This is a genomic window from Nocardioides sp. Root140 (assembly GCF_001426745.1).
Classification (GTDB): domain Bacteria; phylum Actinomycetota; class Actinomycetes; order Propionibacteriales; family Nocardioidaceae; genus Nocardioides.
In genome coordinates this window covers 820424-843833 of the sequence record NZ_LMFI01000010.1, presented here as the reverse complement: position 1 = coordinate 843833, position 23410 = coordinate 820424, and the positions used below count along the sequence as shown (strand labels likewise).

General features: G+C 69.0%; 20 protein-coding genes. 15 read left to right on the top strand and 5 right to left on the bottom strand.

Annotated elements, in window-relative coordinates:
- Positions 1 to 47 precede the first annotated feature (47 nt).
- The 14 genes from ASD30_RS14415 (at position 48) to ASD30_RS14350 (ending at position 16299) form a co-directional block, all read left to right on the top strand.
- Positions 48 to 602, top strand: coding sequence for a NuoB/complex I 20 kDa subunit family protein (locus ASD30_RS14415; protein WP_056682632.1), 555 nt, complete (start codon positions 48 to 50; stop codon positions 600 to 602).
- Complete coding sequence (locus ASD30_RS14410) at positions 599 to 1315, top strand: NADH-quinone oxidoreductase subunit C (RefSeq protein WP_056682630.1); 717 nt, start codon at positions 599 to 601, stop codon at positions 1313 to 1315. Before ASD30_RS14415 ends, ASD30_RS14410 begins: the two co-directional genes overlap by 4 nt.
- Positions 1315 to 2661, top strand: coding sequence for an NADH-quinone oxidoreductase subunit D (locus tag ASD30_RS14405; RefSeq protein ID WP_056682628.1), 1347 nt, complete (start codon positions 1315 to 1317; stop codon positions 2659 to 2661). Before ASD30_RS14410 ends, ASD30_RS14405 begins: the two co-directional genes overlap by 1 nt.
- Positions 2658 to 3449 carry an NADH-quinone oxidoreductase subunit NuoE gene (nuoE, locus tag ASD30_RS14400; RefSeq protein WP_056682627.1) on the top strand — a complete coding sequence of 264 codons (792 nt, stop codon included), beginning with the start codon at positions 2658 to 2660 and terminating at the stop codon, positions 3447 to 3449. Before ASD30_RS14405 ends, nuoE begins: the two co-directional genes overlap by 4 nt.
- A complete protein-coding gene (gene nuoF / locus ASD30_RS14395) occupies positions 3446 to 4756 on the top strand; it encodes an NADH-quinone oxidoreductase subunit NuoF (RefSeq protein WP_235530159.1) in 1311 nt (436 codons plus the stop codon). The genes nuoE and nuoF overlap by 4 nt, the downstream gene beginning before the upstream one ends.
- On the top strand, positions 4753 to 7155 hold the full coding sequence (locus ASD30_RS14390; protein ID WP_056682624.1) for an NADH-quinone oxidoreductase subunit G: 2403 nt from the start codon (positions 4753 to 4755) through the stop codon (positions 7153 to 7155). The genes nuoF and ASD30_RS14390 overlap by 4 nt, the downstream gene beginning before the upstream one ends.
- On the top strand, positions 7152 to 8459 hold the full coding sequence (gene nuoH, locus ASD30_RS14385) for an NADH-quinone oxidoreductase subunit NuoH (protein ID WP_156388789.1): 1308 nt from the start codon (positions 7152 to 7154) through the stop codon (positions 8457 to 8459). The genes ASD30_RS14390 and nuoH overlap by 4 nt, the downstream gene beginning before the upstream one ends.
- Complete coding sequence (gene nuoI / locus ASD30_RS14380) at positions 8459 to 9043, top strand: NADH-quinone oxidoreductase subunit NuoI (RefSeq protein ID WP_056682622.1); 585 nt, start codon at positions 8459 to 8461, stop codon at positions 9041 to 9043. Before nuoH ends, nuoI begins: the two co-directional genes overlap by 1 nt.
- A complete protein-coding gene (locus ASD30_RS14375) occupies positions 9040 to 9888 on the top strand; it encodes an NADH-quinone oxidoreductase subunit J (protein WP_056682620.1) in 849 nt (282 codons plus the stop codon). The genes nuoI and ASD30_RS14375 overlap by 4 nt, the downstream gene beginning before the upstream one ends.
- Positions 9885 to 10184 carry an NADH-quinone oxidoreductase subunit NuoK gene (nuoK, locus tag ASD30_RS14370; protein WP_056682617.1) on the top strand — a complete coding sequence of 100 codons (300 nt, stop codon included), beginning with the start codon at positions 9885 to 9887 and terminating at the stop codon, positions 10182 to 10184. Before ASD30_RS14375 ends, nuoK begins: the two co-directional genes overlap by 4 nt.
- A 28-nt stretch (positions 10185 to 10212) precedes the next feature.
- Positions 10213 to 12147, top strand: coding sequence for an NADH-quinone oxidoreductase subunit L (gene nuoL / locus ASD30_RS14365; protein WP_082563841.1), 1935 nt, complete (start codon positions 10213 to 10215; stop codon positions 12145 to 12147).
- The gene (locus ASD30_RS14360) at positions 12144 to 13712 is read left to right on the top strand and encodes an NADH-quinone oxidoreductase subunit M (RefSeq protein ID WP_056682614.1); all 1569 of its coding nucleotides are present in this window, start codon (positions 12144 to 12146) and stop codon (positions 13710 to 13712) included. Before nuoL ends, ASD30_RS14360 begins: the two co-directional genes overlap by 4 nt.
- On the top strand, positions 13712 to 15295 hold the full coding sequence (nuoN, locus tag ASD30_RS14355; RefSeq protein WP_056685007.1) for an NADH-quinone oxidoreductase subunit NuoN: 1584 nt from the start codon (positions 13712 to 13714) through the stop codon (positions 15293 to 15295). Before ASD30_RS14360 ends, nuoN begins: the two co-directional genes overlap by 1 nt.
- Before the next feature lie 71 nt (positions 15296 to 15366).
- On the top strand, positions 15367 to 16299 hold the full coding sequence (locus ASD30_RS14350; RefSeq protein WP_082563964.1) for a polyprenyl synthetase family protein: 933 nt from the start codon (positions 15367 to 15369) through the stop codon (positions 16297 to 16299).
- Between the two features lie 6 nt (positions 16300 to 16305).
- On the opposite strand, the gene paaK is transcribed toward ASD30_RS14350, so the two are convergent.
- The 3 genes from paaK to rarD form a co-directional block, all read right to left on the bottom strand.
- A complete protein-coding gene (gene paaK / locus ASD30_RS14345) occupies positions 16306 to 17574 on the bottom strand; it encodes a phenylacetate--CoA ligase PaaK (protein ID WP_200951153.1) in 1269 nt (422 codons plus the stop codon).
- On the bottom strand, positions 17571 to 17999 hold the full coding sequence (gene paaI, locus ASD30_RS14340; RefSeq protein WP_235532588.1) for a hydroxyphenylacetyl-CoA thioesterase PaaI: 429 nt from the start codon (positions 17997 to 17999) through the stop codon (positions 17571 to 17573). The genes paaK and paaI overlap by 4 nt, the downstream gene beginning before the upstream one ends.
- Positions 18000 to 18091: 92 nt before the next feature.
- Complete coding sequence (gene rarD, locus ASD30_RS14335; RefSeq protein WP_056891847.1) at positions 18092 to 19015, bottom strand: EamA family transporter RarD; 924 nt, start codon at positions 19013 to 19015, stop codon at positions 18092 to 18094.
- 115 nt (positions 19016 to 19130) lie between these two features.
- On the opposite strand from rarD, the gene ASD30_RS14330 reads away from it, so the two are divergent.
- Complete coding sequence (locus ASD30_RS14330) at positions 19131 to 19952, top strand: hypothetical protein (protein ID WP_056682604.1); 822 nt, start codon at positions 19131 to 19133, stop codon at positions 19950 to 19952.
- Positions 19953 to 20151: 199 nt separating this feature from the next.
- Here the strand turns inward: ASD30_RS14330 and ASD30_RS14325 are convergent, their stop codons facing one another.
- On the bottom strand, positions 20152 to 21240 hold the full coding sequence (locus tag ASD30_RS14325; protein WP_056682602.1) for a 2-oxoacid:ferredoxin oxidoreductase subunit beta: 1089 nt from the start codon (positions 21238 to 21240) through the stop codon (positions 20152 to 20154).
- Positions 21237 to 23180, bottom strand: a complete 1944-nt coding sequence (locus ASD30_RS14320; RefSeq protein WP_442938238.1) for a 2-oxoacid:acceptor oxidoreductase subunit alpha — start codon at positions 23178 to 23180, stop codon at positions 21237 to 21239. The genes ASD30_RS14325 and ASD30_RS14320 overlap by 4 nt, the downstream gene beginning before the upstream one ends.
- Positions 23181 to 23410: the final 230 nt, after the last annotated feature.

Sequence of the window (23410 nt, the reverse complement as noted above, 5' to 3'; positions counted from 1 at the left end):
CGCCGTCATGCGCGCACGACGCTCACAGCTTGAGGGAGAGATCTGACATGGGCATTGAAGAGAAGCTTCCGAGCGGGGTCCTGCTCACCACCGTCGAGGGCGTCGCGGGCTACATGCGCAAGGCGTCGTTCTGGCCGGCCACGTTCGGCCTGGCCTGCTGCGCCATCGAGATGATGACCAGCGGTGGCCCGAAGTACGACCTCGCCCGCTTCGGCATGGAGGTCTTCCGGGCCAGCCCGCGCCAGGCCGACCTGATGATCGTGGCCGGCCGGGTCAGCCAGAAGATGGCCCCGGTGCTGCGCCAGATCTACGACCAGATGGCCGAGCCCAAGTGGGTGCTCGCGATGGGCGTCTGCGCGTCGAGCGGCGGCATGTTCAACAACTACGCCATCGTCCAGGGCGTCGACCACGTCGTCCCGGTCGACATGTACCTCCCCGGCTGCCCGCCGAGGCCCGAGATGCTGATCGACGCGATCCTCAAGCTCCACGACCAGGTGCAGAACACCAAGCTCGGCGCCAACCGTGCCGCGCAGATCGTCGACCTCGAGACCGAGGCGCTCAACGCGCTGCCGACCTCCGAGATGAGGGGCCAGCTTCGATGACCGACGAGAAGAAGCCCGACCAGCCAGCGGTCGAGCAGTCGCCGGAGAACCTTCCGGCACCGACCGGTCCGACTGGATCCGGCCAGGTCGAGACGGTCGGCGTACGCACCGGCATGTTCGGCGTCCAGGGCACCGGCGACACCTCCGGCTACGGCGGCCTGGTCAGCCCGGTCGCCTTCCCTGCCGCGGCCCAGCGCCCGTTCGGCGGCTGGTTCGACGTGGTCGCCGACGGCCTCGACGGGCTGATCGAGAAGGTCGTGATCCATCGCGGTGAGATCACCTTCCACGTGCATCGTGACAACCTCACCGCGGTGGCGAAGAAGCTGCGCGACGACCCGGCACTGCGCTTCGAGCTGCTCTCCGGCGTGAGCGGGGTGCACTACCCCGACGACCACGGCCGCGAGCTGCACGCGGTCTACCACCTGCTGTCGATGACCTGGAACCGCCGCGTGCGGGTCGAGGTCTCGGTGCCCGATGCCGACCCGCACCTGCCGAGCCTGATCGCGACGTACCCCACGGCCGACTGGCACGAACGCGAGACGTGGGACTTCTTCGGCATCATCTTCGACGGCCACCCGGCCCTGACCCGCATCCAGATGCCCGACGACTGGCCGGGCCACCCGCAGCGCAAGGACTACCCCTTGGGCGGCATTCCCGTGGAGTACAAGGGCGCGACCATCCCGCCCCCCGACCAGCGGAGGTCGTACAACTGATGACGACGGAACAAGACCTTTACGCCGGCGCGTCCGACACCACCGAGGGCCGGGTCTTCACGGTCACCGGCCAGGACTGGGACTCGCTGGTCGAGAGCATCGGCTCCGACGCGGGCGCCGACGAGCGCATCGTGGTCAACATGGGCCCGCAGCACCCCTCGACGCACGGCGTGCTGCGGCTGATCCTCGAGCTCGAGGGCGAGACGGTCACCGAGGCACGGTGTGGCATCGGCTACCTGCACACCGGCATCGAGAAGAACATGGAGTTCCGCTCCTGGGTGCAGGGCGTCACGTTCTGCACCCGCATGGACTACCTCGCGCCGTTCCACAACGAGCTGACCTACTGCCTGGGCGTCGAACGACTCCTCGACATCGAGGACCAGATCCCCGAGAAGGCCAACGTCATGCGGGTCCTGCTCTCCGAGCTGAACCGCATCTCCTCCCACCTGGTCGCGATCGCCACGGGTGGCATGGAGATCGGCGCCCTGACCGTGATGACGATCGGGTTCCGCGAGCGTGAGCTCGTGCTCGACCTCTTCGAGCTGATCACCGGCCTGCGCATGAACCACGCGTTCTTCCGTCCCGGCGGCGTCGCCCAGGACCTGCCCCCGGGTGCGCTCGACGAGATCCGCGACTTCGTCGCCCTGATGAAGAAGCGCCTCCCCGAGTACGCCGACCTGTGCAACGCGAACCCGATCTTCAAGGCCCGCCTGGAGAATGTCGGTCACCTCGACCTGGCCGGCTGTCTGGCTCTCGGCATCACCGGGCCCGTGCTGCGCTCCACCGGCTACGCCTGGGACCTCCGCAAGACCCAGCCCTACTCCGGCTACGACGAGTACGACTTCGACGTGCAGACCTGGGACACCTGCGACTCCTACGGCCGGTTCCGCATCCGGCTCAACGAGATGTGGGAGTCGCTCAAGATCATCGAGCAGGCCGCCGAGCGCCTGGCCGGCCTCGAGGGCGCGCCGGTCATGGTCGCCGACAAGAAGATCGCCTGGCCCAGCCAGCTCGCGATCGGCAGCGACGGCATGGGCAACAGCCTCGACCACATCCGGCACATCATGGGTGAGTCGATGGAGGCCCTGATCCACCACTTCAAGCTGGTCACCGAGGGCTTCCGGGTGCCGCCCGGCCAGGCCTACGTGCCGGTCGAGTCGCCGCGCGGCGAGCTCGGCGCCCACGTCGTCTCCGACGGTGGGACCAAGCCGTTCCGGGCGCACTTCCGCGACCCGTCGTTCACGAACCTGCAGGCAACCAGCGTGATGAGTGAGGGCGGCATGGTCGCCGACGTCATCGTCGCCATCGCCAGCATCGACCCGGTGATGGGAGGCGTTGACCGATGACGACGACTGGACCCAGCCGGTTCTCCGAGAACGACCAACAGCTGACGGACGCGACGTACGACGAGCTGCGTGAGATCGCCGCGCGCTACCCGCAGGGGCGCTCCGGACTGCTGCCGATGCTGCACCTGGTGCAGTCCGTCGAGGGCAAGGTGACCCCCGAGGGCATCCAGGCCTGCGCGGAGATCCTCGACATCAGCCCGGCCGAGGTGTCGGGTGTCGCGACGTTCTACACGATGTACAAGCGTCGCCCGGTCGGCGACTACCACGTCGGTGTCTGCACCAACACGCTCTGCGCGGTGATGGGCGGCGACCTGATCTTCGAGCGGCTCAAGGAGCACCTCGAGGTCGGCAACGACGAGACGACCCCCGACGGCAAGGTCTCGCTGGAGCACATCGAGTGCAACGCGGCCTGCGACTTCGCGCCAGTGATGATGGTCAACTGGGAGTTCATGGACAACCAGACGCCGGAGTCCGCCGTACGACTGGTCGACGACCTGCGGGCCGGCAACGAGGTCCACTCCACCCGCGGTCCGCGTCTGTGCACGTGGCGTGAGGCCGAGCGGGTGCTGGCCGGATTCCCCGACGACCGCGCCGACGAGGGCCCCTCCGCGGGTCCGGCGTCGCTGGCCGGTGTCCAGATCGCCCGCACGATGGGCTGGACCGCGCCGTCGGTCGAGGCCTCCACGTCGCGTGCCGAGTCCGAGACCTCGGTCGCGACCGAGACGAGCGAGGAACGAGCGAGCGACCGAGCGGCCTCGTCAGACCAGGCCGAGGAGGGCAAGTCGTGACCGACATGTTGACGCCGGTGCTCACCGCCAACTGGGGCACCGACCGCAGCTGGACCCTCGAGGCCTACGAGGCGCAGGGCGGGTACGCCGCGCTGCCCAAGGCCCTGAAGATGAAGCAGGACGACGTGATCACCGCGGTCAAGGACTCCGGTCTCCGCGGCCGTGGCGGCGCCGGCTTTCCGACCGGCATGAAGTGGAGCTTCATCCCGCAGGACAACCCGAACCCGAAGTACCTCGTGGTCAACGCCGACGAGTCGGAGCCGGGCACCTGCAAGGACATCCCGCTGATGATGGCCAGCCCGCACACCCTGGTCGAGGGCGTGATCATCTCCTCCTACGCGATCCGGGCCAACCACGCGTTCATCTACGTGCGCGGCGAGGTGCTCCACGTCGTACGACGACTGCAGCGCGCCGTGCAGGAGGCCTACGCGGCCGGTCACCTGGGCAAGAACATCCACGGCTCCGGCTATGACCTCGACCTGGTCATCCACGCCGGTGCCGGTGCCTACATCTGTGGCGAGGAGACCGCGCTGCTCGACTCGCTCGAGGGGCGTCGCGGCCAACCGCGCCTGCGCCCGCCGTTCCCCGCGGTGGCCGGCCTCTACGCCAGCCCGACCGTGATCAACAACGTCGAGTCGATCGCGTCCGTGCCCAGCATCATCGACAAGGGCGCCGACTGGTTCGCCAGCATGGGCACCGAGAAGTCCAAGGGCTACGTCATCTACTCGCTCTCCGGACACGTGAAGACGCCCGGCCAGTACGAAGCCCCACTCGGCATCACGCTGCGCGAGCTGATCGACCTCGGCGGCGGAATGCGCGCGGGCCACGAGCTGAAGTTCTGGACCCCTGGTGGGTCGAGCACGCCGCTGCTCACCGCCGAGCAGCTCGACATGCCGCTCGACTACGAGGCCGTGGGTGCGGCCGGCTCGATGCTGGGCACCCGCGCACTGCAGATCTTCGACGAGACGACCTGCGTGGTGCGGGCCGTGCTCCGCTGGACCGAGTTCTACAAGCACGAGTCCTGCGGCAAGTGCACGCCCTGCCGCGAGGGCACGTGGTGGCTGGTGCAGGTCCTCACCCGCCTCGAGAAGGGGCAGGGCAGCGAGGAGGACCTCGACGTCCTGCTCGACCAGTGCGAGAACATCCTCGGCCGGTCGTTCTGCGCGCTCGGTGACGGCGCCACCAGCCCGATCTCGTCGTCCATCCAGCACTTCCGTGACGAGTACCTGGCGCACCTCACCCACGGTGGGTGCCCCTTCGACCCGGCCGCCTCGACGGCCTTCGCGCAGGAAGGAGCCCTGGCATGACCACGACTCCTGAGAAGACAGACGTCGTCACGCTGACCATCGACGGCATCCAGGTCAGCGTCCCCAAGGACACCCTGGTGATCCGGGCCGCCGAGCAGGTCGGAGTCCAGATCCCGCGGTTCTGCGACCACCCGCTGCTGGCACCGGTCGGTGCCTGCCGCCAGTGCCTGGTCGAGATCCCCGACGCCGGCAACGGCCGCGGCATGCCGAAGCCCCAGGCCTCGTGCACCATCCCGGTCGCCGAGGGCATGGTGGTCAACACGCAGGTCACCTCGCCGGTGGCCGACAAGGCACAGCAGGGCCAGATGGAGTTCCTGCTGATCAACCACCCGCTCGACTGCCCGGTGTGCGACAAGGGTGGCGAGTGCCCCCTGCAGAACCAGGCGATGTCCAACGGCCGCGGCGAGTCCCGCTTCTCCGCCACGGGCGGCGTCAAGCGCACGTTCCCGAAGCCGATCAACATCTCCGCGCAGATCCTGCTCGACCGGGAGCGCTGCATCGTGTGCCAACGCTGCACGCGCTTCGCCTCCGAGATCGCCGGCGACCCGTTCATCGCACTCGTCGAGCGCGGTGCGCAGCAGCAGATCGGCATCGCCGACAACGCCCCGTTCCTGTCCTACTTCTCCGGCAACACGATCCAGATCTGCCCGGTGGGCGCGCTGACCAGTGCCGACTACCGCTTCCGCTCGCGCCCGTTCGACCTGGTTTCCACGCCGTCGATCGCCGAGCACGACGCGTGCGGCTCGGCGATCCGGGTGGACCACCGTCGCGGCAAGGTGATGCGTCGCCTCGCCGGCAACGACCCCGAGGTCAACGAGGAGTGGATCACCGACAAGGACCGCTTCGGCTTCCACTACGCCCGCCAGGCCGACCGGCTGACGCACCCGCTGGTGCGCGACACCACGTCGGGTGAGCTGCGCCCGGCCTCGTGGCCCGAGGCGTTCGCCGTCGCGGCCCGCGGCCTCGCTGCAGCGCGTACGTCGGGTGGCGTGGGCGTGCTGACCGGTGGTCGCCTGATCGCCGAGGACGCCTACGCCTACAGCAAGTTCGCCCGTGTGGTGCTCGGCACCAACGACATCGACTTCCGGGCACGGCCGCACTCCGCCGAGGAGGCCGCCTTCCTGGCCTCCGAGGTCGTGCTGCGCATGCCGGTGACCTACGCCGACCTCGAGAAGGCCTCCGTGGTCGTGCTCGCGGGCCTCGAGCCCGAGGACGAGGCCGGGTCGATCTTCCTGCGACTGCGCAAGGCCGTCGCCGCGGGCACCCGGGTCGTCGCCGTCGCGCCGTACTCCTCGCGCGGCCTGCGCAAGCTGAAGGGGCGTCTGGTCGCGACCTCGGCCGGCGACGAGCGCGAGGCCCTCGCCGCTCTCGCTGCCGACGCCGACGCGGCACTCGACGCCGGCGCGGTGATCCTCGTCGGCGAGCGCCTGGCCGCCGTGCCCGGTGCCCTCACCGCCGCCGTCGACCTGGCCCGTACGACGGGAGCCCGGCTGGCCTGGGTGCCTCGCCGTGCCGGTGACCGCGGCGCCGTCGAGACCGGATGCCTGCCCAACCTGCTGCCCGGTGGACGTCCGGTCGCCGACCCGACCGCCCGCGTCGACGCCGCGGCCGCCTGGGGCGTCACGTCCCTGCCCGAGCAGCCCGGCCGTGACGGCGACGGCATCGTCGCCGCGCTCAACGCCGGTGAGCTCACCGGACTCGTCGTCGGTGGCGTCGCGCTCGACGACCTGCCCGACCCCGAGGCCGCACGTCAGGCCCTGGCCGCCGCGGAGTTCGTGGTCAGCCTCGAGCTGCGCGAGAACGAGGTGACCCGGGCCGCCGACGTGGTCTTCCCGGTCGCCCCGGTCTCCGACAAGGCCGGCCTGTTCGTCACGTGGGAAGGGCGCCCGCGCACCTTCGACGCGGTGTTCAGCAACCCCGGCTCGCTGCCCGACCTGCGCATCCTCTCCGGCATCGCCGAGGAGTCAGGTGTCCCGCTCGGCTTCCGGACCGTCGAGGAGGCCCGGCGCCAGATGAACGAGGTCGGCCCGTGGGACGGCGCACGCGCGCCCGCCGCAGCCGCACCGAAGATCAAGCAGCGCCGGCTGGCCCGCAACAAGTTCTGGCTGGCCACCTGGAAGCAGATGCTCGACAACGGCGCCATGCTCGACGGCGACACCGCGTTGTCGGCCACCGCACGTCCCGCCGTGGCGCGCGTCCCGCACGCGACGTACGACGTCCTAGCCGGAGCCACCCACGTCACGCTGGCCGGTGACCGTGGCGAGGTCACCCTGCCGGTGGAGGCCGCCGACCTGCCCGACGACACGGTCTGGGTGCCGGCCAACAACGACGGCAACGGAGTGCTCGCGGACCTCGCCTCGCCGGGCTCCGCGGTGACGGTGAAGGCGGTGAAGGCATGATCGCGATGGCGACCGACGAGCTCAGCGGCTTCGGGCACGACGCCTGGTGGGTGGTGCTGGTCAAGGCCGTGCTCATCTTCGTCGTGCTGGTGCTGCTGACCCTGTTCAACATCTGGTGGGAGCGCCGGGTCGTGGCCCGCATGCAGCACCGCATCGGCCCCAACGTGCACGGTCCCTTCGGGCTGCTGCAGTCGCTGGCCGACGGCGTGAAGCTGGCGTTGAAGGAAGACATCATCCCCAAGGCGGCCGACAAGGTCGTCTACGTCCTCGCGCCCGTGCTGGCGGTGATCCCGGCGTTCATCACGTTCTCGGTGATCCCGTTCGGCCCCGAGGTCAACTTCTTCGGCGAGCGCACCCCGCTCCAGCTGACCGACATGCCGGTGGCCGTGCTCTTCGTGATGGCGGTCGCCTCGATCGGCATCTACGGCATCGTGCTCGGCGGCTGGTCCTCCGGGTCGACGTACTCCCTGATCGGCGGGATCCGCTCGTCGGCCCAGATGATCTCCTACGAGGTCGCGATGGGCCTGGCCCTGGTCGCGGTCTTCCTCTACGCCGGCTCGATGTCGACCTCCGAGATCGTCGCGGCACAGGCCAGCCCCAAGTCGTTCGACGTGCTCGGCCTCGACGTGCCCGTGCCCGGCTGGTTCGCCCTGATCCTGCTGCCGTCGTTCGTGATCTACGTGATCTCGATGGTCGGCGAGACCAACCGGGCGCCGTTCGACCTGCCCGAGGCCGAGGGCGAGCTCGTCGGTGGGTTCCACACCGAGTACTCCAGCCTGAAGTTCGCGCTGTTCTTCCTCGCCGAGTACATCAACATGGCGACCGTCTCGGCGCTGGCCACCACGCTGTTCCTCGGCGGCTGGCGCGCCCCGTGGCCGATCTCGGCGATCTGGGAAGGCGCCAACGAGGGCTACGTGCCGCTGATCTGGTTCTTCGGCAAGGTCATGCTCTTCATCTTCTTCTTCATCTGGCTGCGCGGTTCGCTGCCCCGCCTGCGCTATGACCAGTTCATGGCGTTCGGCTGGAAGCGGCTCATCCCGATCTCGCTGATCTGGATCGTCGCCGTCGCCACGATGCGGGCGCTGACCCTCGACGACGGTCTCGACCGCAGCCAGCTGATGATCGTGATCGGGGTCTTCCTGGTCGCCTTCCTGGTGGTGCTCTTCATCCCGGAGACGAAGAAGGACGCCGCCGAGGAGCCGGTGGTCGAGCCGCCCGCCGGTGGCTACCCCGTCCCGCCCATGCCTGCCGGAGGCGCCGTCCGCGGCGCCGCCGAACCCTTGGTCTTTCGTGAGGAGATCTGATGGCCCCGAATGATCGGCCCAGCGAGGAGTCTCGCGGGTTCAAGGAGCAGTTCTGGGACCCCATCGCGGGGTTCGGGGTGACCTTCCGGACCATGTTCAAGAAGGTGGTCACCGAGCAGTACCCCTTCGAGAAGCTGCCCACCGCGCCCCGCTTCCACGGCCGGCACCAGCTGAACCGCTGGCCCGACGGCCTGGAGAAGTGCATCGGCTGCGAGCTGTGCGCGTGGGCCTGCCCGGCCGACGCGATCTACGTCGAGGGTGCCTCCAACGACGAGAGCGCCAACGGTGAGGGGCGGTTCAGCCCCGGCGAGCGCTACGGCCGCGTCTACCAGATCAACTACCTGCGCTGCATCCTGTGCGGCCTCTGCATCGAGGCCTGCCCGACCCGCGCGCTGACGATGACCAACGAGTACGAGCTGGCCGACGACAACCGCGCCGACCTGATCTACGAGAAGTCCGACCTGCTGGCGCCGCTGCTGCCCGGCATGGAGCAGCCGCCCCACGCCATGCTGCTCGGTGACGACGACGGCGACTACTACCGCGGCGACTTCAAGGCCCGCACGAACGAGGGGGACGCCCGGTGACCGCGTTCTGGATCCTCGCACCGATCATGGTGCTGGCCGCACTCGGCATCCTGTTCGTCCGCAAGGCCGTGCACGCCGCGCTCCTGCTGGCGGTCGTGATGATCTCGCTGGCCGTCCTGTACGCCGTACTCGACGCGCCGTTCCTCTTCGCGGTGCAGATCATCGTCTACACCGGCGCGATCCTGATGCTCTTCCTGTTCGTGCTGATGCTGGTCGGCGTCGACGCCTCCGACTCGGTGGTCGAGACGATCCGCGGCCAGCGGGTGCTGGCCACCGTGTTCGGCCTGCTGCTCGGCCTGACCCTGGTCATCGGCATCTCGCAGATCAGCTTCGGCACGGTGATCGGCCTCGACGACGCCAACGAGGGCGGCAACGTCCCGGCCCTGGCCAACCTGCTGTTCTCCAAGTACGTCTTCGCCTTCGAGACCACCTCGGCGCTGCTGATCACCGCGGCCATCGGCGCGATGGTGCTGGCCCACCGCGAGCGGCTCGAGCCCAAGGAGTCGCAGGCCGACGCCGCCGCCCGCCGCATGCGCGAGTACGCCGAGACCGGCCGCCACCCCGGCCCCCTGCCGGCCCCCGGAGTCTTCGCCCGGCACAACGCGGTCGACACCCCGGCCCTCCTGCCCGACGGCACCGTCGCCCAGGACTCGATCTCACGCGTGCTGGCCGCCCGCGGCACCGTGCGGTCGGCGCCGGCGCTGGCCGACGACATCGAGGAGATCAAGCGCCAGCTGGGGCAGGCGCCCGAGAAGGCGCCCGAGGTGTCCGGCAAGTCCGGTGCCGCGGCTTCCACCGAGGAACAGAACACCGCCTCGACCACCGACGGGGAGGAGGAAGAGTGAGCACCGAGCCCTACATCATCCTCTCCGCGCTCCTCTTCACGATCGGCTGCGTCGGCGTCCTCGTGCGTCGCAACGCGATCGTGGTGTTCATGTGCGTCGAGCTGATGCTCAACGCCTCGAACCTGGCGCTGGTGACGTTCGCCAAGGCCAACGGCAATCTCGACGGCCAGATCGCGGCCTTCTTCGTGATGGTCGTGGCCGCCGCAGAAGTGGTGGTCGGCCTGGCCATCATCATGACCATCTTCCGTACCCGACGCTCGGCCTCGGTCGACGACGCGAGCCTGCTGAAGTACTGAGGTGACTGCATTGAGTTCCAACATCGCCATGCTCTCGGGGCTCGCGGCGGAGAGCCACATCCCCGTGGTCGACCCCGCTGCCGCCGACGGTGTCTTCTCGCTGGCCTGGCTGGTGATCGTGCTGCCGCTGGCCGGTGCCGCGATCCTGCTGCTCGGCGGACGACGTACCGACCGCTGGGGCCACCTGCTCGGTACGGCGACCTCCCTCGGGTCCTTCGCGATCGGCCTGGCGATGTTCATCGCCCTGCTGGGCCGCGACTCCGGTGACCGCAGTGTCGGACGCGAGCTGTTCACCTGGATCGAGGCCGGCGGGTTCAAGGTGGGGATGGACCTCCTGGTCGACCCGCTCTCGATCCTGTTCGTGCTGCTGATCACCGGTGTCGGCTCGCTGATCCACATCTACTCGATCGGCTACATGGAGCACGACGGTCGCCGTCGCCGCTTCTTCGGCTACCTCAACCTCTTCATCGCCGCGATGACGATGCTGGTGCTGGCCGCCGACTACCTCGGCATCTTCCTCGGCTGGGAAGGCGTCGGCCTGGCGTCGTACCTGCTGATCGGCTTCTGGCAGCACAAGCCCACCGCGGCCGCGGCCGCCAAGAAGGCGTTCGTGATCAACCGGGTCGGCGACATCGGCATGTCGCTGGCGATCATGCTGATCTTCGTCACCTTCGGCACCACCGCGTTCGCTGGTGTCAGTGCCGCGGCGAGCGGTGCCGACGAGGCCACGATGAACGTGATCGGCCTGCTGCTCCTGCTCGGCGCGTGCGGCAAGAGCGCCCAGGTGCCGCTGCAGGCCTGGCTCCTCGACGCGATGGAGGGCCCGACCCCGGTCTCTGCCCTGATCCACGCGGCCACCATGGTGACCGCCGGCGTCTACCTGGTCACCCGCTCCAACTTCATCTTCGAGAACGCACCGATCGCGCAGACCACGGTCGTGGTCGTCGCGGTGGTCACGCTCCTGTGGGGCGCGGTCATCGGGTGCGCCAAGGACGACATCAAGAAGGTGCTGGCCGGCTCCACGATGAGCCAGATCGGCTACATGATGCTCGGTGCCGGCCTCGGTGTCGCCGGCTACGCGTTCGCGATCTTCCACCTGATCACCCACGGCTTCTTCAAGGCCAACATGTTCCTGGGTGCCGGGTCGGTCATGCACGCGATGGACGACGACGTCGACATGCGCCACTACGGTGCCCTGCAGAAGGCCGTGCCGGTCACGTTCCTGACGTTCGCGATGGGCTACCTCGCGATCATCGGCTTCCCCGGGTTCTCCGGGTTCTGGTCGAAGGACAAGATCATCGAGGTCGCCTTCACCGAGAACATCTTCGTCGGCCTGTGCGCGCTGGTCGGCGCCGGCGTCACCGCGTTCTACATGACGCGACTGATGCTGATGACCTTCTTCACCCAGAAGCGCTGGGAGCCCGAGGTGCACCCGCACGAGTCGCCCAAGGTGATGACGGTGCCGCTGATGGTGCTGGCCGCGCTCTCCGTGCTCGGCGGCTTCCTGCTGCTGAGCAACTGGATCGTCGACTGGCTCGCACCGGTCGTCGGCCACCACGCCCACGAGGAGCCGCCGCTCCCCGCCCTGGCCATGACCGCGATCGTGGTGCTGGTCGTCGCGGCCGGCGTTGCCCTTGCCTGGTTCACGATCGGAAGGACCGAGGTGCCCCGCACCGCACCCACTGACGTCAACGTCCTCACCCGCGCTGCCCGCGCCGACCTCTACGGCGACGCGATCAACGACGGCCTGGTCGTCAACCCCGGACGCCAGCTCGTCGGCGGCCTGATGACCTTCGACGCAGCCGTGATCGACGGCGCCGTCGAAGGACAGGCTGCGGGCATGGGTGGTCTCGCCGGAGTCTTCCGCAAGGTGCAGAACGGCTTCGTCCGCTCCTACGCGCTGTCCGTCCTGGTCGGCGCCCTGCTGGTCATCCTGGCCCTGCTGGCGGTGAACCTCGGATGAACGACTTCCCCTGGCTCACCCTGCTGATCGCCGTGCCGCTGGTCGGCGGAGCGGTCACCGCCCTGCTGCCCTCGAAGGGTGGCTCCGAGCTGCCCAAGCAGGTGGCGGTCGGCACGGCCGCGCTCACGTTCGTGCTGTCGGTGGTCGTCGCCTTCCAGTACGACGCGGGCGACGGCATGCAGTTCATCGAGCTGCACGACTGGATCCCCGCGTTCGGCGCCCACTACGCGCTCGGCGTCGACGGCATCGGCCTGACCCTGGTGCTGCTGACCACGCTACTGGTGCCGGTCGTGGTCCTCGCGTCGTGGAACGACGCCGACGACACGTCGCCCTCGGCGTACTTCGGCTGGATGCTGGCCCTCGAGGGCCTGGCCCTGGCCGTCTTCATGGCCCAGGACGTCTTCCTGTTCTACTTCGTCTTCGAGGCCACGCTGATCCCGGCGTACTTCCTGATCGGCAGCTTCGGCCACGTCGACCGGGCCCAGCGCTCCAAGGCCGCGGTGAAGTTCCTGCTCTACATGCTGGCCGGCGGGCTCATCATGCTGGCCTCCGTGGTCGGGCTGTACGCCGTCTCCGCGCAGGCCGGCAACCCGTCGTACCTCATCGGCGACCTGGCCGGCATCGAGATGGACAAGGAGACCGGGCGCTGGCTGTTCCTCGGCTTCTTCATCGCGTTCGCGATCAAGGCGCCGCTCTTCCCGGTGCACACCTGGCTGCCCGACACCACGGCAGCCGCCACCCCGGGCACCAGCGTGCTGCTGATCTGCGTGCTCGACAAGATCGGCACCTACGGCATGCTGCGCTTCTGCCTCGGCATCTTCCCGGAGGCGTCGAAGTGGGCGACTCCGGTCGTGGTCGTGCTGGCGATCATCTCGATCGTCTACGGCGCGCTGATCGCGATCGGCCAGGACGACATGCTCCGGCTGATCGGGCTCACCTCGCTGTCGCACTTCGGCTTCATCGTGCTGGGCATCTTCGTGATGAACAGCCAGGGCCTGACCGGCTCGACGTTCTACATGTTCAACCACGGGCTGGCCACGGCGGTGATGTTCCTGGTCGCCGGCTACCTGATCAGGCGCCGCGGGTCGACGTTGATCAGCGACCACGGCGGCGTCGAGAAGGTCGCGCCCGTGCTCGCCGGGCTGTTCCTCGTCGGCGGTCTCGGCACCCTCGGACTGCCCGGCCTCTCGCCGTTCGTGTCCGAGTTCCTGGTGCTGGTCGGCGGGTTCGCCCACCACTGGGTGGCCGGCGCGTTCGCGGTGACCGGCATCGTGCTGGCCGCGATCTACGTCCTCTGGATGTACCAGAAGCTGATGACCGGGCCGACCAACCCCGCAGTCAGCGGCATGAAGGACCTCAACGTGCGCGAGATCGCCGCGGTCGCCCCGCTGGTGGCGGCGATGCTGCTGTTCGGCTTCTATCCCAAGCCGGTGCTCGACATCATCAACCCGGCTGTCGAGGCGACCATGATCCATGTCGGGGTGAGTGACGACGATCCGGTCGTGGCACCGGTCGATGCCGACCAGACCCATGACGACCAGGCGACCGAGGAGGACCACAAGTGATCGAGTTCTCCAAGCCCACGCTTGAATACGACCTCCTCTGGCCGCTGCTGCTGGTCTTCGGCGTCGCCTGCGCCGGCGTACTCGTCGAGGCCTTCCTGCCGCGCGCCCGCCGCTACCTCGTGCAGACCGTGCTGGCCCTGGCCGGCACGGCGGCCGCCCTCGGCGGCGTCATCTACGTCGGGGTCAACCTCGACGACCACGGACCTGCCCGCGGCGAGATCGTGGCCATGGGCGCGCTGGCCGTCGACGGACCCACGGTCTTCCTCTGGGGACTGCTGCTGGTGATCACGCTGGCCGGCATCCTGCTCTTCGCCGAGCGACGCCTCGAAGGCGGCGTCTCCGCGTTCGCCGGACAGGCCGCGGCGCTGCCCGGCACCGACGCCGAGCGGGAGGCGTCGACCAAGGGTCTCGACCACACCGAGGTCTTCCCGCTGATGATGTTCGCGGTCGGCGGCATGATGCTGTTCCCCGCGTCCAACGACCTGCTCACGCTCTTCGTCGGCCTCGAGGTGCTCTCGCTGCCGCTCTACCTGCTCTCCGGGCTGGCCCGTCGACGCCGCCTGCTCAGCCAGGAGGCCGCGCTCAAGTACTTCCTGCTCGGTGCGTTCTCCTCCGGCTTCGTGATCTACGGCATCGCCTTGGTCTACGGGTACGCCGGCACGATGGACTTCGGCGGCATCAACGAGGCGATCGCCAACTCCACCGGCAGCCGCACGATGCTGCTGATCGGCATCGGCATGATCTCGGTGGGCCTGCTGTTCAAGGTCGGCGCGGTGCCGTTCCAGTCGTGGACGCCCGACGTCTACCAGGGCGCGCCCACCCAGGTCACGGCCTTCATGGCCGCGGCCACCAAGGTCGCGGCGTTCGGCGCGATGATGCGGCTCTTCTACGTGGCCTTCGGCTCCGAGCGCTGGAGCTGGGCCCCGATGCTGTGGGTCATCGCCGTGCTGTCCATGGTCGTCGGCGCTGTCCTGGCGATCGCGCAGAGCGACATCAAGCGCATGCTGGCCTACTCCTCGATCACCCACACCGGCTTCATCATCACCGGCCTGATCGGCGCCCGTTCGGCCTCCGACCTGGCCAAGGGCGAGCTCTCCTCGACCCAGGCCGTGCTGTTCTACCTCGTCACCTACGGCCTGATGACCGTCGGCGCGTTCGCGATCGTGACGCTGGTCCGTGACGCCGGCGGCGAGGCGACGCACCTGTCCCGGTGGACCGGCCTGGGCAAGCAGTCGCCACTGGTCGCCGGGGTGTTCGCCCTGTTCCTGCTGGGCTTCGCCGGCATCCCGCTGACAGCCGGTTTCGTCGGCAAGTGGGCGGTCTTCGCGTCGGCCATGTCGGCCGGCGCGTGGCCGGTCGTGGTGATCGCGGTGCTGACCAGTGCGCTGGCCGCGTTCTTCTACATCCGGGTCATCGTGCTGATGTACTTCTACGAGCCGATCGGCGACGGTCCGGCGGTCACGCTGCCCAGCTTCATGACCGCCACGGCGATCGGCCTGGGTGCCGTCGCGACGGTCGTGCTCGGCGTCGTACCCGGCCCGGTTCTCGATCTCGCGGCCCATGCGGGAGAATTCATCAGGTGACCGCCCAGAACGCGCCGGCCCTCGCCCTCCCCGTCCTCGACGAGGAGCTCGCCGACCGGCTCCGCGCCCGCATGCTCGAGGTGGAGACCGCCCTGACCGGGCACATCAGGAGCGAGGCCGAGTTCGTCACGACCGCGGCCCGCCACCTGATGGATGCCGGCGGCAAGCGGTTCCGCCCGTTGCTGGTGCTGCTGGCCGCCGAGACGGGGCCTGACGCCGGGTCCGACGAGGTCGTCACCGCGGCCTGTGTGGTCGAGCTGACCCACCTGGCCTCGCTCTACCACGACGACGTGATGGACGAGGCCGACCTGCGCCGCGGCGCCGACTCGGCGAACGCCCGCTGGGACAACCACGTCGCGATCCTGACCGGCGACTTCCTGTTCTCCAAGTCGTCCGAGCTGACCGCCGAGCTCGGTGCCGACGCCGTGCGCATCCAGGCCCGCACCTTCACCAAGCTCGTCGAGGGCCAGATCCTCGAGACCGTCGAGCCGGCCCCCGATGCCGACCCGATCGAGCACCACCTGCGCGTCGTGGCCGGCAAGACCGGCTCGCTGATCGCCACGTCTGCCTTGTACGGCGCCCGCTTCGGCGGTGCACCACGCGAGATCGAGGATGCCCTGGCGGCGTACGGCGAGATCGTCGGCGCAGCCTTCCAGCTCTCCGACGACATCCTCGACATCGCCTCCGAGAGCGACGAGTCCGGCAAGACGCCGGGCACCGACCTGCGCGAGGGCGTGCCGACCCTGCCGGTGCTGCTCGTGCAGCGTTCGACCGACCCCGCCGACGCCCGGCTCCAGGAGCTCCTCGCCAGCGACCTCGACGACGACGCCCGGCTCGCCGAGGCGCTCGAGCTGCTGCGCGCGCACCCGGCGATGGGCGAGGCCCGTGCCTACGTCGTGGCCCGGGCCACCGAGGCCAAGGACCTCCTCAAGGTGCTCCCCGAGGGCCCGGTGCGCACCGCGCTCGAGGCCTTCGCCGACGTGGTCGCCACCCGCACCGCCTGACTCGAGCTACTTCCGCCGCTGGTCGTCGATGCGCTTCGCCTTGCCGAGCGACCGTTCCAGGGCGTGCCGCTCGACCACCTCCACGCGCGCGCTGACGCCCATGTGCTGCTTGATCCGGTCGCCCAGCGCCACACCCAGCGCCGGGTCGACGGCGCCCTCGGCCTCTACCCGCACCGTCAGCTCGTCGAGGTTCCCCGGCCGGGTCAGCACGCAGAGGTAGTGCGGCGCCAGTCCGGGCACGGCAAGGATCTGCTCCTCGACCTGGGTGGGGAAGACGTTGACCCCGCGCACGATCATCATGTCGTCGGTGCGACCGGTGACCTTGCGCATCCGCCGGAACGCCGGGTATGCCGTACCGGGCAGCAGCGTGGTCAGGTCGCGGGTGCGGTAGCGGATCACCGGCATCGCCTGCTTGGTGAGGCTGGTGAAGACCAGCTCGCCCTCGCTCCCGTCGGGCAGCACCTCGTGGGTGACCGGGTCGATCACCTCCGGCAGGAAGTGGTCCTCCCAGACGTGCAGGCCGTCCTGGGTGGCCACCGCCTCCTGGCTGACGCCCGGACCCATCACCTCACTCAGCCCGTAGATGTCCACGGCCCTGATGCCGGCCCGCTCCTCGATGGCGCGGCGCATCTCGTCGGTCCAGGGCTCGGCCCCGAAGATGCCGATCTCGAGGCTGGTGCTGCGCGGGTCGATGCCCTGGGCCTCCATCTCGTCGAGGAGGGCGAGGAAGTACGACGGCGTGACCATGATGATGCGCGGCTCGAAGTCGGTGATCAGCTGCACCTGGCGCGGGGTCATGCCGCCACTGACCGGCACGACGGTGCAGCCGAGTCGCTCGGCGCCGTAGTGGGCGCCCAGTCCACCGGTGAACAGCCCGTAGCCGTAGGCCACGTGGACCACGTCGCCCGGTCTACCACCCGCGGCCCGGATGGACCGCGCCATCAGCTCGGCCCACGTCTCGATGTCGTCGCTGGTGTAGCCGACCACGGTGGGCTTGCCGGTGGTGCCGCTCGAGGCGTGGATCCGGTTCACCTCCTCGCGTGGCACGGCGAACATCCCGAACGGATAGTTGGCCCGCAGGTCGGCCTTCGTGGTGAACGGGAACCGGGCCAGGTCGGCCAGGCTGGTCAGGTCACGCGGCTGCACCCCCGCGGCCTCGAAGGCGCGACGGTGGTGGGGGACATGCGCCCACGCGCGCTCGAGGGTCTCGCGCAGCCTCTCCAGCTGGAGTGCCTCGAGTGCCGCCCGGTCGATCTCGGGGACTTCGCCGGTCATGACTCCTCCTCGAACAGGGTGCCGCCGATCTCCTTGCTGCGTCCTTCGAACTCGGCGACCACCGTGTCGCCGCGGCGCACCGTGACGTCGTACGTCCCGTCGCGACCGCTGCGCTCCCGCTCGACCGCCTCGGCCACCAGCAGGTCCCCTTCGCAAGTCGGGGCCCGGAACCTGATGCTGGCCCCGGCCGCGACCGTGGAGCGGTTGTAGGAGTTGCAGGCGAACGCGAACGCGGTGTCGGCCAGGGTGAACGTGAAGCCGCCGTGGCCGATGGCGTGGCCGTTGACCATGTCGGCGCGGAGTGGCATCGAGACCGTGGCCCGCCCGGGCCCGACGTCGGTGATCGTCATGCCGAGCGCCTGGCTGGCCCGGTCGCCGGCCCACATCGCGTCCGCGGACCTGCGGGCAGTCTCCTCGGGGGTCACCACAGCAACGTATCGCGTGACAAGGCTGGCGGACCGTACGACAGGTGAGCAGGCGGGGTCAGTGGGCGGACAGCGAACGCTGTCCGGCCGGCTCAGACCGCGCAGGCCTCGGCGGTCAGACGGAGCTGGCGGTGCCGGTGGCGGATCGCCTCGACGGTGAACACGGACAGCGCCAGCCAGACCAGCGCGAAGCCGATCCAGCGGCCGACCGGCATGTCCTCGTGGAAGAGCAGGACACCGAGGGCGAACTGGATGATCGGGGCGAGGTACTGCAACAGCCCGAGCGTCACCATCGGCAGCCGGATCGCCGCGGCCCCGAAGCAGATCAGGGGAACCGCGGTCACCGCGCCCGTGGTGGTCAGCAGGAGCGCGTGCCCGACGCCGTGCGCACCGAACTCGGAGTTCCCGGTCGCCACCAGGAAGGCGATGTACGCCGCCGCGACCGGGGCCAGCACGATGGTCTCGAAGGTGAGGCTCTCCACGGCACCGGTGTTCGCCTGCTTCTTCGCCAACCCGTAGGTGCCGAACGAGAAGGCCAGCACGAGTGCCACCCAGGGCGGGCGGCCGTAGTCGATGGTGAGTACGACGACCGCGACGGCCGCGACGCCGGTCGCCATCCACTGCAAGGGCCGCAACGTCTCGCGCAGGAGCAGCACGCCCATCAGCACCGTCACCAGCGGGTTGATGAAGTAGCCCAGCGCCGCCTCGACGACGTGGCCGTTGTTGACCCCCCAGATGTAGGTCGCCCAGTTCACTGCGATGACGGCGGCCCCGACGGTGAGGAGACGCCGGGTGCGTGGTGTGCGGAAGATCGTGACCAGCTGCGTGCCCTTGCGCAGGAGCACGACGAGGACCCCCATCGTGATCATCGACCAGAGCACCCGGTGGGCCAGGATCTCGATCGCGCCGGCCGGCTCGAGCAGCGGCCAGTAGAGCGGGAATGCCCCCCAGAGGCCGTACGCCGCGACGCCCAGGAGAAAGCCGAGTCGCGACTCCGTCATGGATGCGCGAGTCATGCGTCAAACAATAGGGCGCGTGAGCAGGAGGCGGATGTTTCCCGCACAATGTCCCGGGGTACGAAGGTGCCCGTAGTACTCATCCACTTTTCATCTTCCTGGGGGTTACCCACTCATGCGCATCAAGCGACTTCTCGTCGGCGCCATCGGAACGGCCCTCGTGGTCGCCACTCCGCTGGCACTCTCCACGACTGCCCAGGCACAGGACGCTCCTCGCGACCGTGCCTCCGAGGTGTCCGAGGCCCCGGCCGCCCGGAGCACGGACCTGGCCTCCGACGCCACGACCGGCATCACGGTCTCGACCGTCAACGCCCGTTCCGCCCAGGCCTACACCAGCCGCCTCTCGGTGGCCCGCCAGGCCCTCGGCATCTACAAGTACAAGACCAGCATCCGCATCTCGGGCCAGGTCCAGGCCCACGACAGCGCCAACCCGAGCTGCGACGTCGAGTGGTGCCACGTCGGTCAGACCAGCGTGAAGCTCTACCGTCGCATCGGCGGCACCTCGTCGTACCAGCTGGTCTCCAACCGCGCCACGGACTCGTCGTCGCACTTCGTCTTCTCGACGCCGTCCCTCGGCACCGCGGCCTACAAGGTGGTCTGGAGCGGTGTCGGCAGCGTTCCGGCCGCGTCCTCCGGCAAGACGATCAAGGGCTCGCGTCACCCGCACACCCGCGTCTACTCCAGCCGCGGTCGCGTCTACATGCAGGGCAACATCGACCCGGGCTGGGGCGGCAAGCGCGTCATCATCCAGCGCAAGGCCAGCAAGAGCGGCTCCTTCCGCGTCTGGAGCTACGCCCGCACGAACCGGTACGGCGGCTTCAAGCTGCGCCTCCCCGCGCCGAGCACCGGCTACTGGTACTACCGCGCCGTGGTTCCGGCCACTGCGCCGCGTTGGGCCGTCACCGTCACCGGTGTCTGGCGTACCTACCAGCGCTGATCTGACCCAGCACTGATCTGAGCGCAGCACACAACGAGATCGGCCCCCAGCCACAGTGGCTGGGGGCCGATCTCTTTGGCCATGAAGGCCTATGTTCGTTTCGACATGCAGTTCGCGGTACGTCGTGCTCGCTGAGCGTGGGCTCGGGCCAGTGAATGGCGAACTGTATGTCGAACGGCTCGCAGCGGACCGGGTCCGCTCAGACCACGGTCCAGGTGTCGCCGCCGTTGATCAGGCCGGCGAGTCGTTCGGTCGCGGGCGTGGTGGCGGCTTGCGAGGCGAGCCGGATCTGGTCGCGGGCCTGGTCGTCGTACGCCGGTCGTTCGACCTGCCGGAAGATGCCGATGGGGGACTGGTTGAGGTAGCCGGAGTCGGTGAGCCGGCTGATCGCGAAGGCGGTCGACGGGTCCGGGTTGTGGGCGTCGTGGACCAGCACCTGGTCGGCGGCCACGGACGCGATCGGGACGACCTCGACGCCACCGGACGCGGCGCGGACGAGTGCCTTGTCGCCGAGGCCGGTGGTCTCGTCGCGGGCGCCGAAGGTGATCGGTTCACCGTGGACCAGCGGGATGATCGCGTCGGCCTTGGTGTCGGGGTTCTTGATGGCGTCGAAGGCGCCGTCGTTGAAGATCGGGCAGTTCTGGTAGATCTCCACGAACGAGGTGCCGCGGTGGGCCGCGGCCGCGGACAGCACCGAGGTGAGGTGCTTGCGGTCGGAGTCGATGGTGCGGGCCACGAAGGAGCCTTCGGCGCCCAGGGCCAAGGAGACCGGGTTGAACGGGTGGTCGAGTGAGCCCATCGGCGTGGACTTGGTGACCTTGCCGGTCTCGCTGGTGGGGGAGTACTGGCCCTTGGTGAGGCCGTAGATGCGGTTGTTGAACAGCAGGATCGTCATGTTGACGTTGCGGCGCAACGCGTGGATGAGGTGGTTGCCGCCGATGGAGAGGGCGTCGCCGTCACCGGTGACCACGAAGACGGAGAGGTCCTCGCGGGCGGTGGCCAGGCCGGTCGCGATCGACGGCGCGCGGCCGTGGATCGAGTGCATGCCGTAGGTGTCGAGGTAGTACGGGAAGCGGCTGGAGCAGCCGATGCCGGAGATGAAGACGACGTTCTCGCGCTTGATGGAGAGCTCGGGCAGGAAGTTCTGGACGGCCTTGAGCACGGCGTAGTCGCCGCAGCCGGGGCACCAGCGGACCTCCTGGTCGGAGGTGAAGTCCTTGCCGGTCTGCTTCTCGTCGGTGGTGGGGACGCCCTGGAGTCCGGGGAAGGGCAGTTCGACGGTGCTCACTTTGATGCCTCCTGGGGGACGGGGGTCAGGTCGACTTCGATGCCCTCTGCCTCGGAGACGAGGTCGCCGATGACGCCGGCGAGCTCGGCTGCCTTGAGGGGGAGGCCGCGGACCTGGTTGTAGCCGATGGCGTCGACGAGGTACTTGCCGCGCAGCAGCAGCGAGAGCTGTCCGAGGTTCATCTCGGGGACCAGGACCTTGTCGTAGCGGGCGAGGATGTCGCCGAGGTCCTTGGGGAACGGGTTGAGGTGGCGCAGGTGCACCTGGGCGACGTGGTAGCCGGCCTTGCGGACCCGGCGGATGCCGGCCCCGATCGGTCCGTACGTCGAACCCCAGCCGATGACCAGGACCTTCGCGGCGCCGGAGGGGTCGTCGACCTCGAGCGGGGGCAGGGAGTCGGCGATCGCGTCGACCTTGGCCTGCCGGGTGCGGACCATCAGGTCGTGGTTGGCCGGGTCGTAGGAGATGTTGCCGTGTCCGGCGCCCTTCTCGAGGCCGCCGATGCGGTGCTCGAGTCCCGGCGTGCCGGGGATCGCCCACGGACGGGCCAGGGTTGCCTCGTCCCGCTTGTAGGGAGCGAACTCCTCGCCCTCGGCCAGGTCGTCGGCCGTGGCGAAGTTGGGTTCGATGACCGGCAGGTCGGCGACGTCGGGTATCGACCACGGCTCGGAGCCGTTGGCGAGGTAGCCGTCGGAGAGCAGCATGACCGGGGTGCGGTAGGTGATCGCGATCCGGGCAGCCTCGACCGCCGCGTTGAAGCAGTCGCCGGGCGACTGCGGTGCCACGATCGGGACGGGGGCCTCACCGTTGCGGCCGAACATCGCCTGGAGCAGGTCGGACTGCTCGGTCTTGGTGGGCAGGCCGGTCGAGGGGCCGCCGCGCTGGACGTTGACCACCAGCAGGGGCAGTTCGGTCATCACGGCCAGGCCGATCGCCTCGCCCTTGAGCGCGATGCCCGGGCCCGAGGTGGTGGTGACGCCGAGGTGGCCGGCGAAGGAGGCGCCGATGGCGGCACCGACACCGGCGATCTCGTCCTCGGCCTGGAAGGTGGTGACGCCGAAGCTCTTGTGCTTGGAGAGCTCGTGGAGGATGTCGGAGGCCGGGGTGATCGGGTAGGAGCCCAGGAAGACCGGGAGCCCGGACTGCACCGACGCGGCGACCAGCCCGTAGGCCAGGGCCAGGTTGCCGGAGATGTTGCGGTAGACCCCCGGCGGCATCGCGGCCGGCTTCACTTCGTACTGGACGATGAAGGTCTCGGTGGTCTCGCCGAAGTTCCAGCCCATCTTGAACGCGGTGATGTTGGCGTCGCGGATGTCGGGCACCTTGGCGAACTTCTTCGACAGGAACTCCACCGTGGTCTCGGTGGGGCGGCCGTACATCCACGACAGCAGGCCGAGGGCGAACATGTTCTTCGCGCGGGCGGCGTCCTTGCGGGAGAGCCCGAACTCCTTGACCGCCTCGACCGTCATGCCGGTGAGGTCCACCTTGTGCAGGTCGAACTCGGCCAGGGAGTCGTCCTCCAGCGGGTTCTCGGCGTACCCGGCCTTGGTGAGGTTGCGGGCGGTGAAGTCGTGGGTGTCCACGATGATGGCGGCGCCCTTGTTGAGGTCACCCAGGTTGGCCTTCAGTGCCGCGGGGTTCATCGCCACCAGCACGTCGGGGGAGTCCCCGGCGGTGAGGATGTCGTGGTCGGCGAAGTGCACCTGGAACGAGGAGACACCGGGAATGGTGCCCTGAGGGGCGCGGATCTCGGCGGGGAAGTTCGGCAGCGTGACCAGGTCGTTGCCGAACGCGGCCGACTCCTGGGTGAACCGGTCACCGGTGAGCTGCATGCCGTCACCGGAGTCACCCGCGAACCGGATGATCACCCGGTCCAACTGCCTGACCTGCTTGGCCACCTCACCTACCTGCTTCCTGTGTCTTGTGGGGTCCGTACTCACCGTATGCCAGAACTGGAACACGTTCCAGAAATCCGGCGCGTGGTGAGAGGACACGCCTGCCGCACCCCACCTTAGTCCGCTGTCGCAGAGCCCGCGTCACGTCTCCCTGACTGGTCATCCGGAGGCTCGTGAGTCACCTCACCATCCCGCAATTCGGGCTAAATGCCCACTTCTTACAGTATCTCGCCTAAACTGCTCGACATTACTTAGATACACGCCTTCTCGTGAGG